At 39.5% G+C, this 12,486-nt stretch carries 10 protein-coding genes and 1 pseudogene; 9 read left to right on the top strand and 2 right to left on the bottom strand.

The annotated features are described in order from the left end of the window. Nucleotides 1-125: 125 nt before the first annotated feature. The gene (locus tag CSV74_RS05750; RefSeq protein ID WP_099690920.1) at nucleotides 126-800 is read right to left on the bottom strand and encodes a response regulator transcription factor; all 675 of its coding nucleotides are present in this window, start codon (nucleotides 798-800) and stop codon (nucleotides 126-128) included. 15 nt (nucleotides 801-815) lie between these two features. Then, entirely contained in the window at nucleotides 816-2,177 is a 1,362-nt protein-coding gene (locus CSV74_RS05745) for a HAMP domain-containing sensor histidine kinase (protein WP_099690919.1), read from the bottom strand. A gap of 387 nt (nucleotides 2,178-2,564) precedes the next feature. On the opposite strand from CSV74_RS05745, the gene CSV74_RS16595 reads away from it, so the two are divergent. From CSV74_RS16595 to CSV74_RS05705, 9 genes and pseudogenes are all read left to right on the top strand, one after another. Beyond that, nucleotides 2,565-2,714: a hypothetical protein gene (locus CSV74_RS16595; protein WP_158231755.1), complete on the top strand. Its 150-nt coding sequence runs from the start codon at nucleotides 2,565-2,567 to the stop codon at nucleotides 2,712-2,714. Nucleotides 2,715-4,149: 1,435 nt separating this feature from the next. Next, nucleotides 4,150-4,374: a single-stranded DNA-binding protein gene (locus CSV74_RS05740; RefSeq protein ID WP_233190795.1), complete on the top strand. Its 225-nt coding sequence runs from the start codon at nucleotides 4,150-4,152 to the stop codon at nucleotides 4,372-4,374. Nucleotides 4,375-5,464: 1,090 nt separating this feature from the next. Then, the gene (locus CSV74_RS05735; protein ID WP_099690917.1) at nucleotides 5,465-5,995 is read left to right on the top strand and encodes a cupin domain-containing protein; all 531 of its coding nucleotides are present in this window, start codon (nucleotides 5,465-5,467) and stop codon (nucleotides 5,993-5,995) included. Between the two features lie 339 nt (nucleotides 5,996-6,334). Continuing rightward, nucleotides 6,335-7,238, top strand: a pseudogene (locus CSV74_RS05730) (NAD(P)/FAD-dependent oxidoreductase). A 156-nt stretch (nucleotides 7,239-7,394) separates the two neighbouring features. Beyond that, nucleotides 7,395-9,161 carry a 2-oxoacid:acceptor oxidoreductase subunit alpha gene (locus tag CSV74_RS05725; protein WP_099690916.1) on the top strand — a complete coding sequence of 589 codons (1,767 nt, stop codon included), beginning with the start codon at nucleotides 7,395-7,397 and terminating at the stop codon, nucleotides 9,159-9,161. Next, a complete protein-coding gene (locus CSV74_RS05720) occupies nucleotides 9,142-10,011 on the top strand; it encodes a 2-oxoacid:ferredoxin oxidoreductase subunit beta (RefSeq protein WP_099690915.1) in 870 nt (289 codons plus the stop codon). Before CSV74_RS05725 ends, CSV74_RS05720 begins: the two co-directional genes overlap by 20 nt. A gap of 81 nt (nucleotides 10,012-10,092) precedes the next feature. After that, the gene (locus tag CSV74_RS05715; protein ID WP_099690914.1) at nucleotides 10,093-10,344 is read left to right on the top strand and encodes a ferredoxin; all 252 of its coding nucleotides are present in this window, start codon (nucleotides 10,093-10,095) and stop codon (nucleotides 10,342-10,344) included. Nucleotides 10,345-10,635: 291 nt separating this feature from the next. After that, on the top strand, nucleotides 10,636-11,433 hold the full coding sequence (locus tag CSV74_RS05710) for an alpha/beta fold hydrolase (RefSeq protein ID WP_099690913.1): 798 nt from the start codon (nucleotides 10,636-10,638) through the stop codon (nucleotides 11,431-11,433). Next, nucleotides 11,433-12,242, top strand: coding sequence for an IclR family transcriptional regulator (locus tag CSV74_RS05705; RefSeq protein ID WP_233190793.1), 810 nt, complete (start codon nucleotides 11,433-11,435; stop codon nucleotides 12,240-12,242). Before CSV74_RS05710 ends, CSV74_RS05705 begins: the two co-directional genes overlap by 1 nt. Nucleotides 12,243-12,486: the final 244 nt, after the last annotated feature.

Raw genomic sequence — 12,486 nt, 5'->3', positions numbered from 1 at the left:
CATACCTATTCCTATTTTTATCACAATAATAGAGCCTGTCGTTGGCACACTGATCAATATCAAAAGGCTACTCTCCATTCATTCATGGAAAGTAGCCTTTTTTATCTTTATAGCATGAGATGTAGTTATCTCCACTTATAGCCGATGCCCCAAACTGTCACCAAAATCTCGTCAATTGGAAAATTTGGTTTCCTCAACTTATCCCGTAGATTTCGAATATGCGAATCGACTGTCCGAACCTCTGTATACGTGTCATATTCCCAAGCTACTTGAAGCAAGTCTTCCCGGGTAAACGTCCGATTTGGCCGAGTCATCATTGCTTCTATAATATAGAACTCCTTTAACGTAAGTCGAACTTCATACGTGTCATACAGGATGGAATAGGACTCCAAGTCAAGAGTAAATGGACCTTCATGAATAGTCTTCGATTGATTTTCGTTCTCTGTACGCCGTAATGCCACGCGCACTCTCGCGATGAGTTCACGCTCGTCAAATGGTTTCGTAATATAATCATCTGCCCCTAGGTCAAGTCCTTTTACAACATCGGATTTGTCGGATCGAGCCGTTAATAAAATTACAGGTACAGTTGAAACTTCTCTCATTCTGCGGCAAACTTCCCATCCATCCATACCAGGCATCATGACATCGAGCAACACGAGATGTACATCCTCCACCTTGAATAACTCAATTGCATTTTGGCCGTCAGTCGCTTGCAAACAGCGATATCCGTGTGGTGCGAGGAATAGTTCGAGCAGATCGAGCATGCGTTGTTCATCATCAACAAGCAAAATGGTCTTCATATGCGTCACCTACCTTCAATATAATCGTACCGTGAAGATACTCCCTTGATCTAATTCACTTTCTACCTCGATCGTGCCACCGTGCGCTTCTGTCAATTCCTTCACTGTCGCCAAACCAAGACCAGCACCGCCAAATGAACGGGAACGAGATTTCTCGACACGATACAGCTTTTCAAATATTTGTTGCTGATTTTCCACTGCGATGCCGCATCCGCTGTCTTCGACTTGTAATAGTACATGCTTTTTATCTTGAAACGCACGAATGATTACGGTGCTACCGGTTTCAGAATAGTGAAGCGCGTTGTCTAACAGATTAAGAATAATTTGTTCGAGGCGCATTCGGTCTGCCACGATAGGGAAATCGCGGACTTGTTCGATCAGAAGCGTAATTCCTTTCAAATCAAATGATGGTTGGACAAGCTGCACAATATCTCGGATGAACTCCTCAGCAGCGAATTCGGATTTCGTCACAGTGAACGTCATTTCATCCATTTGCGCTAGATCCATCAAGTTTTTCACGAGTGTTTTTAAGCGCTCAGCTTCTTCTTCAATTATCGATAAGTAGTTGAATCGTTCTGTATCATTCAGTTCTGTACGCTGAGCGACTTTGGCATAGCCGATCAAATACGTAAGGGGGGTTCCCATTTCATGAGATACAGACGCTAGAAATTCTTTTCGTTCACGTTTGACACGACTCAAGTCATTCGATAATTTCCGGATGGAGGCTGCCAGTTCTCCCAGCTCATCATTAGACAACTTCGGCAAGTCCACATCATACAAACCTTCACTCATCTGTTCCGTTGCTTCTTTCATCCGAATGAGTGGACGTGTCAACCATTTGGATAGTAATAAGTAAACAACAAACAAAACGACAATACTTCCGCCACCTGCAAGTAGAAAATGGGCGTTAAGTTGATTGACAAGTTGTCGGATTGGAATAGTACTTTGCAACATGACGAGAGTCCCTGAATTGCCTTTTACTTCAAACGGATGCATGCTGACAAGATAAGGAGACGTTTCCCAATCCACGGGTAGTATAGTATCTTCCGTTAGTTGCGTGTCGTGTAGTTCGGATACGTATGGAGTGAGAATTTCTTCGTTATCCAATGAATGCTGTACGATATTTCCTCTATCATCGAGAATCGCGACGTCTCGTTCGCCACCGCTTTCCATAAGAATAATATGGTGTAGAGTCGTTTCCGTATAATTATCTTCCAACACATTTCGATGATTGCTACCCGTTTTTAAGAGTCGATCTAGTTCTTCATCCACCCGGGCATGTGTGATGGTTTGATGTAAATAGACCATCAGCAATGTATCCAAAATAAGAAATGAAATGATGAATGAAGCCGCTAACTTCGTTGAAATTTTATTCATAGCATGCGCTCCTTTTCCCTCTATTGAGCAGTATAAGATAAACGTATCGAAAATGTATGCAGAAAGCACCGATTACGTGTTTGATTAGCAATGCTTATACAAAGTCCATACCAACATCTTTACATTAGCCTTATTGCAATTAAGGAGTTTAAGAAGTTTAAGGACATTAAAGCTTCGCTTAAAGCCAGACGAGAAATTGTTATGCTAGTAGTAATTAAATAAAATGACATGAAAACAAAAGAACTTTCGGTTTCTGTTGTATTGGTTTATTAAAGTTCAATTGATTCTATATGGGTGATATCGAACTTTTTTATTTCTCGAATTATAAAAGAAGATGGTTGAAATGGAAAAAGTGTAGACTTTTATGAATGAGCAGAAGTCGTTGATTTGGAACAGGTTTTTCAGCGATATGAAACAAAGAATGACCCAAATACACCTTTCTCTACTACTCGCGATGGGTTATTTGGAGTAGCTGGCGCACAAGGCGGCTATGTAGGCCCTCCAAAGGCTAACGTCATAAGTGAAGCTGACATTTGAGTTCATTCTTCAGAGGGATATGTATGGCACGAATTCGGTCAGAAACGTGGTCAGGCTGTTGGTGCCTATGCAGTTATACATAACAAGCAATTTAAATCTGTTGCTGTGTTTGTGGACTTTTAGGAATGCTATTTAGCTAAGTCGGGAGAGTTATACAACCGATAATGCAATAAAAATGGGTTGGATCACATACCTTGCACGATGATTCAAAAGGTTGCCAAGTCCTTCGTTCTCCTTTGTCAGTTCCCGTTTGGTGGTCTATACCCTCGTGAGGAAATATCGCGAAAGGAAAACAATAACAGTAATAGAGCAAACATGGAAGTGCCAATGGAATCTACTCTACCCCCCCGACAAACAAGACGTCGTTGCGGGAAATCAACAAGCTAATGAAGCTTCAATTCATCAAACAAATGACAATAACGTTGAAGTGAATTTTATTCCATAAAATTTTAAAAAAGGGTTAGCCCTAAAACCGTGCTATTTACAAAATTGAAGGTGTTAGATAAGGCTACAAACGAAGTGAATCGGGTTTTAGTGAAAGTAAAAGAGGATGTAATCGGACCCTTTAGTTATGTTCATAAGTAGGAGTCAGCTTTGGTCGTTAAGAAAGAGAATGGCATCAATTTCCTTGATCCGATGCAGACTCCCATAGAAAACGGAATTACGTTCTTTGAAAAGTTTGGTGATGCGGATAAGGGGTGGTTTAATCATGCTTTCCAAAATCCTAAAAGTTGCTGAGGAATATGCTTCATGGATGCAGATCAACTTCGGAATAATGTTTGGAGTGACTACAAACGGTATAACCATGCTGCTATTTAAATGAGTTGAGAGATTGTACTTCATAACTGGAAAAGGTATGAATACAAAGAACTGGTAATGCACTTTCCCTTGTACATGGTAATCGCTCATATTGAAAGTCAGGATGAACGGCAAAATGACCTTCTCCAAAATGTCATGTAATCATGTAGTACTACATAAATTCATTTGTTGTTCAATCGACTACCGACTGAATATATGTAGGAGAAAGCTGATCGTGCTGATTGGGCTAATGAAGGAATCGCAATAGGAAAAACTGCATGGAAGATTGGTTTCTACACTTACAATTTCGGAATAGAGAAGATAGTTCTCAATGTTGCATTCTTGTATCACTTGTTGAAAATAGAAAAAATCGAAAAGCAAAAGATAGATAAACGTAAAATAAATCCCTTTTAAAATGGCAATATGTCTTTAGTCATTTAAAATATCCGTCACTCTTATGGATAAGAAAATGGGACGTGGCTGATAAACAGTTACGAAAATAGGAGGAACTTATGAATAACGTTAGTTTGGTAGGTCGTCTAACGAAAGGGAATAACTTAAATATACGCCAAATGGTGTCTCTGTTTGCAATTTCTCGTTTGCGGTGAACCGTCCATTTTAAATGTCAATGGTGAAAATGAAGCTGAGTTCATTATGGATCATGGTCCAAGTTTGGGGAAAACCTGCTGAAAATGCGGCGACCTATCTTAGAACAGATGGCCAGGCGGCAGTAAATGACTGTATTGATAATCGTGATTATGAAAATGTCAAAGAGGATGGTGTATATGTTACTGAGGTTGTAGCTGACTATATACAATCCCATGAACCTAAAATTCTAGGGCAAGGGAATCGTCTACAGTAACCTAAACCGTACGATGGCAAATGAACATTCAGAATCAAAGTAATAATTAATATGGACCAGGCAAGGCTCAATTGCAGTAAGCGATTATGACCTACCGTTCTTATAAACAGTAATGAGTAGAGTATCGCAGGGGTGACACGATAGCCTGATCAATTTCGGAGCACGTATGGAAGTTGCGCAGGAAAGCACTGCTATTAGTAAGGAGTCAATCAGCGATTTACTAGCTCGGCATGTGAAAATAAAGGCTAGAATTTTGAAATGACAAAAGAGATTCCAATTGTACATGCTGCATAAAAGTGAAAACTCTTTTGAATAATAAAAACTTAATTTAGCTCTACATGGACATGAACATCGCATACGCAGCTATATTGTATCTGAACTTAAAATCATTAACCACTCACTCTATTTATTTCGATTACGTAAGAGGAGGATTCCATTATCAAGTATTACATAGTTAGAGCCCAAAGTGTCCTTTTTATCCATAGATGGCTAAACCGTGCCTATGACAAATGAAATTTTAATTACTGTAACTTTAAATAGAGGGGCTGGCGTGAACCAAGAATCTAATTACACATAATTAGATATGATCCTCTCGTTTAAGGCACTATCTTAAAAGTCAGAAACCACTACCGGCTTAGATTCAAGGCTTCGATTCGACGCTTAGAGCTTGATGTTCGCTTATCAGTGGTTTCGTTTCTTTCCTGTACCGATTCTTTTTTGATTAACTTATTGAGGAAAATTTAATCGGAATAAGGGTTGAATGATCTGTCCAACCCAGTGTCAACAATTGATACTTTTATATATTTATCGGTTGAGTAGTTAAATGCCTACACGAGGGAGCAACTGCGGTATCAAACGGATTTATCATCCACAAAAGCCATCACACAATCTTCGGGTGATGTCCGAATTTTTTTAAACCATCTAATTAATTGGCGAAAGAATTATTGGAAAATTCCAAACCTTGTGTTGACAATAAATTTACTTAGAAGTACAATATAAATATATAAAACAATGTTTTATATATAAAACAATAGATTTCTTTGAATAAGCGTTTTCGTCAAGAGGTCTAAAAAATAGGGAGGAAGAAAACATGGAATTCACAACAGTAGAAGATTTTGAAAAGAAATATATTGCGAGGTTGGAAGATAGAAAACTGGATTGGAACGTTTTAAAGTTCCAAGAAGAATTAGATCCGAGATATCGCCGTGCCCAAATGCGCTATATTGGACGTGGTGCAACAGCAAATAAGGATTCAGATGTAATTGAAGCAAACAATTTCACATTAAGTACAATGGTTTTACCAGCAGGTTCAATTGGACCCTTGCACTTACACTCGGATGTGGAAGAAGTTTTCTTTATTTTGGAAGGTGAAATGACAGTCCTTTTAGAGCATGAAGGAAAAGATTATGAAATCAAACTGAATAAGCGTGACTGTGTCAGCGTACCCCCGGGCATTCAACGTGGAATCCGCAACGACGGAGACAAAGATGCGATGATGCTTGTTATGCTTGGTGCGGCAAAGCCACAACTACCGACTTACCCAGAAGGAAGCGAACTTGAAAAGATCCGCGTTGAGCGAGCGAAAGAAAGAGAAGCGATTGTTGCGCAGGCAGACCGCTAATTTATCAATGGGTCAACTGATCCGAATTCAGCTTCACTTTTTGTACTAAAAGTGAAGCTTTAGCTATAGAAAACTTTTATCTCAATAGATGGTGAAACGAAATTAATTTAATATTCAGTCCAGTGGGTCATCCAGTCTCCTGTTGTTCTCACAAGTCATTCCAAGCCGTAGAGACAAAGCAATTGCTTTGTGGATTGACTAGTATCAACCATAGCTAGATAGATGACTTGTATTCTTAATTGAGATGCAATTATGCCTCGGAGTAATTGATACATACTCTCATACTTTACTCAACGGTAGAGGTGCATCGACATGAACCGAAGAAAAATGAGGGATTTAATGAAGACAGATGGGAGAGTATACGACATCACAATAATTGGGGGTGGCCCTGCCGGGTTATTTACTGCATTCTACGGAGGAATGCGGGAAGCTAGTGTAAAGATTATAGAAAGCTTACTCAGTTAGGCGGACAGTTGTCAGTACTTTATCCGGAAAAGTATATTTACGATATTGCTGGATTGCTGAAAGTCCGCGCACAAGAATTGATCGATAATTTAAAGGAATAAATGAATTAATTAATTTTTTAAGATCAATCATTATTACAGCAGGAAACGGGGCATTTGCACCTCGTCGATTAGGGATTGAAGGTGCGGATCAATACGAAGGGAAAAACCTTCATTATTTCATTGACAACTTGAATAGGTTTACGGATAAAGAAGTGGTAGTATGCGGCGGGGGAGACTCAGCGGTCGACTGGGCATTGATGCTCGAACCAATTGCGAAGGGAGTCACCATCATCCATCGACGCGATAAGTTCCGTGCTCATGAACATAGCGTGGAAAAGTTGAAAAAATCCAGTGCCAAATCAAAACCCCTTATGTGCCGCCTGAACTGATCGGAGAAGAAGTTGGTATCAAAAAAATCATCATCGAAGAGCCTAAAACTGAAAACTGTGAAGTGATTGATTTCGATGACTTCATCGTCAACTATGGATTCGTTTCCGCGCTCGGTCCAATTAAAGATTGGGGATTGATGATTGAAAAAACTCCATAGTCGTTAACAATAAAATGGAAACGAACATTCCTGGTATATATGCTGTTGGGACATCGCCACGTATGAAGGGAAAGTAAAACTGATCGCTACCGGATTTGGTGAGGCACCGGTCGCAGCAAGTAATGCAAAGCAGTACATTGACCCGAATGTGCGTTTACAACCGAAACATAGTACAGCAATCTTTGCATAAAGATTAACGAAAATATATAAGTTGAAGTGATTTTGTCTATAAATATCGACTTGCTGTTTGAATTGCTATGTATTTTGATTTTATTGACTTACATCAGCGGCTGAATGTTAATTCTTGTGATTTTAACAATAACCGTGCAAAAAAGGGGCAGATTTCATGAAACAAGATCTATCGTGGAAAGTTGGAGGACAGCAAGGGGAAGGAATTGAAAGTACTGGTGAGATTCTTTCCAAAACTCTGAACCGACTCGGTTTTTATTTATATGGATATCGCCACTTTTCATCAAGAATTAAAGGTGGTCATACGAACAATAAAATTCGTATTAGTACTAGGAAAGTCCAAACAATTGCCGATAATTTAGACATACTTCTTGCATTTGATCAAGAAACGATTGATCTGAACTATCATGAATTACATGAAAAAGGTATTATCATTGCTGATACGAAATTTAAGCCAGTGAAGCCGGAAGACTCGACGGCTGAGCTGTATCCTGTTCCATTTACTGAAATCGCTTCCAAACTAGGCACTTCTTTGATGAAAAATATGGTAGCGATCGGTGCTACTTGTGCAGTTATGGATTTGAAGATTGGGGATTTCTCTGTTGTCATCCAGGAGATATTTGGCAGGAAAGGCGGAGATATGGTACAGAGAAATATGGAGGCCATCCAAGAAGGGTATACGTATATGCAACAAAGCCTAGGAGAAAAAGCCTCTACTTTATTTCTTGCAAAGGCTGAAAATAATCATAAACGTATGTTTATGATTGGTAATGATGCGATTGCGCTCGGGGCTCTGACAGCAGGCGTTCGTTTTATGCCAGCTTACCCAATTACACCGGCCTCTGATATTATGGAATATTTAATTAAAAAGCTGCCAAGAGTTGGTGGGACAGTCATTCAAACAGAAGATGAAATTGCTGCTGTGACGATGGCAATCGGTACTAACTATGCGGGTGCTCGTTCTTTCACTGCTTCCTCTGGTCCTGGAATATCCTTAATGATGGAAGCGATTGGCCTATCCGGCATGACAGAAACCCCTCTTGTTGTCGTTGATACACAGCGTGGTGGGCCATCTACTGGATTACCAACAAAACAAGAACAATCGGATTTAATGGCTATTATCTATGGAAATCATGGAGAGATTCCGAAGGTTGTCATTGCGCCAAGTACAGCTGAAGAAGCTTTTTACGATACGATAGAAGCATTTAATATTGCAGATGAATACCAGTGCCCTGTTATTTTGTTATCCGATTTACAGCTTTCGTTAGCAAAACAAACCGTAGAAACATTTGATTTTGATAAAGTACACATTCGACGGGGGAAGTTAATTACTAGTGACATTGAACAAAGAGAAGAAAAGGGTTACTTTAAACGCTACGAAGTGACAGAAGATGGTGTCTCTCCACGAGTTATCCCAGGGGTAAAAGGTGGCATTCATCATGTAACGGGTGTAGAGCATGACGAAACGGGTAGACCAAATGAAACCGCACATAATCGTAAACAACAAATGGATAAAAGAATGCGTAAGTTATCTAACTTAACAGAACGTTTTCCAAATCCAATCACAGTGAATGTTCCAACAATAAAAACAAATCTTTTACTTATAGGATTTAATGCAACGCGTGGTGCGATTGAAGAAGCTGTCCAACGTCTGAGAGGAGAAGGATTGAACGTAAATCACTTGCAAATTCGACTCATTCATCCATTCCCGACGGCAGCTATCAAGCCTTATATAGACGGGGCAGATCATGTACTTGTCGTAGAAAGCAATGCGACGGGGCAACTTGCCAATATTATAAAAATGAATGTTGGTCATGTTGATAAAGTTCAAAGCATGTTGAAATATGATGGTGATCCATTCCAACCACATTATATTTACGACGCGAGCAAGGAGTTGTTAGAACATGTCTACATCAACAATTAAAGATTTTAGAAATGGTGTGAAGCCAAATTGGTGTCCAGGTTGTGGAGATTTCTCTGTACAAGCAGCGATCCAGCGTAGTGCTGCTAATCTGAATCTTTCTCCAGAAGATCTGGCGGTAATCTCTGGAATCGGCTGTTCTGGTCGTATTTCAGGCTATATTAGATCCTACGGTCTACATGGGATTCATGGAAGGGCGCTTCCGATTGCTCAAGGAGTAAAGATGGGGAATCGTGATCTCACTGTCGTTGCAGCTGGGGGAGATGGCGATGGTTTTGCGATTGGGATTGGACATACAATTCATGCGATGCGGCGTAATATGGATATAACCTATATTGTTATGGATAATCAAATTTACGGATTGACAAAAGGTCAGACATCACCGCGTTCAGAGAATGGGTTTATCACATCGTCAACGCCGGAAGGATCAATTGAAAAAGCATTATCTCCGATGGAGATGGCAATTACAAGTGGGGCTAGTTTTGTGGCGCAATGTTTTTCAGCGGATATTAAAGAATTGACTGCGACAATAGAAGCAGGAATACAACATAAAGGCTTTTCCATCATTAACGTCTATAGCCCATGTGTCACTTACAATAAAGTTAATACGTATGACTGGTTCAAAGAGAATTTGACTAAATTAAATGATATAGAAGGATATGATGCTTCAAACCGGGAAATGGCCATGAACACTTTAATGAAACATAATAGCCTAGTAACTGGGATTGTTTATCAGAAAGTGAAGCCTTCTTATCAGGAGTTAGTAAAAGGGTATGCAAAACAACCCTTGGCCCATATGAATCTCGAGTTACAGCCTAAACTTTTCGATGAACTTGTAAACGAGTTCATCTAGTTCTTTATAACGGATTGATAGATTCAGCTTTAATTGTGCGGTGGCGCAATTGAGAATAAAGGATGAAAGGGGAATTCCGATATGAAGAAGTATACATTAGTGGACCAAGAGACTTGTATCGCATGCAATGCGTGTGGAGCTACAGCCCCCGATGTATTTGATTATGATGATGATGGTCTATCTTATAGTATTCTCGATAATAATACAGGTGTTATTCCAGTAGGAGAAGATATAGTAGATGACCTTATGGATGCTTATGAGGGATGCCCAACAGACTCGATAAAAGTAGCTGATGAACCGTTTTTATGTGTAGTTGAAAAAATAATATCTTAAGATTGATTTCTATATTGGTTTTCGCACTTCAAAGGCAACATCGCCTAAAGACGATGTGGCTTCTTTATTTCAATTATAGACAAGGGGAATGAGAGATCGCTTCTTATTTCCTTTTTTGCTTATTTTGAAATACTATTCGAACTGATATTGTATTGGGAATGGCCAGTCAGAATATTCGGAAGTCACTTGACTTTACGTAGAATTAGTACGTACAATCGATATAAATATCGGGAACTTTGTTTTATTGCTAAAACACAGAAAAAACGATAAAAATGTATGAGGAGGAGTTTTATGTCGAAGGTGAAGTTGGTGGATCTGTCTATTCATTATCTTATTGAAGGAAGTGGACCCCCGCTTGTCTTATTGCATGGCTTAGGAAATAACTCAAAGTCATGGATCCGTCAATTGGAAGGGCTGAAGAAAGATTATACTGTAATTGCTTGGGATGCTCCCGGTTATGGTCAAAGTGCAGATCCTATTCCAGAATTACAACATTTTTCCCAGTTTGCGGATCATTTAAAGAAGTTTCTTGATAGTCTTCAATTAGAGGAAGTCTATTTGTTAGGGCATTCAATGGGGTCGGCCATAGCAATCGATTTTGCGATAAGATTTCCTGAAATGGTTACCAAATTGATAATTGCCGCACCAACCCGGGGAGCAGCTGGGCTCCATGAAGAAGAAAATATAAAGAAAAGACAAGCTCGGCATGATCTCGTGGTAAATTCTTCACCGGAAGAATTGGCAAGACAAAGAACGTCGGCACTGCTCGCTCCAAATGCTGATCCTGCAATTTTAGAATATGCGCAAAACATTATGGCTGAGGTCCGACCGGCAGGTTATAAATCAGTTGCCAACAGTTTATATCACTTGAATCAAATGGATGAATATTCAAAGGTTTCGGCTCCTACACTTGTCATTTGTGGAGAAGAGGATCGCGTGACACCTATCTGCGAGTCGGAAATTATAGTCGACAGGCTGAAAGAAGGACGTTTGAAGACAATAGCGGATGCGGGCCATCTCAGTTACCTGGAAAAACCCAAGGTATTTAATAAATATGTACTTGATTTTTTAGAGTGGAGGAAAAGATAGTGGTGAATACGAAAAAGAATGAGGAAAAGCAAAAAAGTGATAATGAAAAATATCTTTCAAATTCCATTTTACGTGGACTTGAAGTTTTAAAGATGTTTAGTGTGGAAAATCCGACCTTTTCCCTGGCGGAAATAGCTAGTAATTTAGGCGTCAGCCGAACAACTCCTTACCGCATCTTATATACATTGGAAGAGTGTGGCTATATTTATCAAGATAGTCATACCAAGCGCTATGGACTTAGACCGAAAGTGCTTGAACTAGGCTTCACTTATTTGAATAGTCTCCAACTACCGGAACTGGCGGCGCCTTACTTGAAGAAGTTAAGAGATGAAACGGGAATGTCATCACATATGGGGATATTGGACGGAAATGAAATTGTGTATATTGCCAGATTTCCGGCTAGAAGTGTTGCTACGGTTACAATAAACGTCGGGTCGCATCTGCCTCTCCATGCAACGGCGATGGGAAAATGTCTCTTGGCACATTTACCCGAAGAGAATAAAGAAGAGTTGTTGTCGGAGCTGAAGGTCTTGCAGATACCGGATGCACCGAAAGTCAAAATCCAGGAATTGCGCGATGGATTACAGTCTATTAAAGAAAAAGGCTACGTCTTCCATAAAGGAGAGTTTGAAACAGGGATTTGGTCTATCGCTTGCCCGATCTTTGGAAAAAATAATGAAGTAATTGCAGCCATAAATATAGCAACAACACAACATACAGCCGACGAGGAGCTAATGGTAGAAAAGATTATTCCGACAGTTTGTCAAACAGCTAAAGAAATATCTTCATTTATGGTCCTCACTATTTAATATGTTCCAAAAGAATTCGTAACCTTCTAGGCATAGCATAATTTGCGTCTATCGGCAAATTATGCTATGCCTAGTTACTGAGTTTATAGTTGATTGTGGATAAGTCTGAAAATTCAGTTGACAAAAACACAAGACTACGATAGGATGAATACTATCAGGTGAAACAATGTTTTCCATGCGAAACATTAAAAATTGTGAAGACCCTGCTTGAGTTAAAGATTACGATTTTATGTCATTTAGTTAA

The organism is Sporosarcina sp. P19, from assembly GCF_002743165.1.
GTDB lineage: Bacteria > Bacillota > Bacilli > Bacillales_A > Planococcaceae > Sporosarcina > Sporosarcina ureae.
This window is presented reverse-complemented; position numbering and strand designations above follow the sequence as displayed.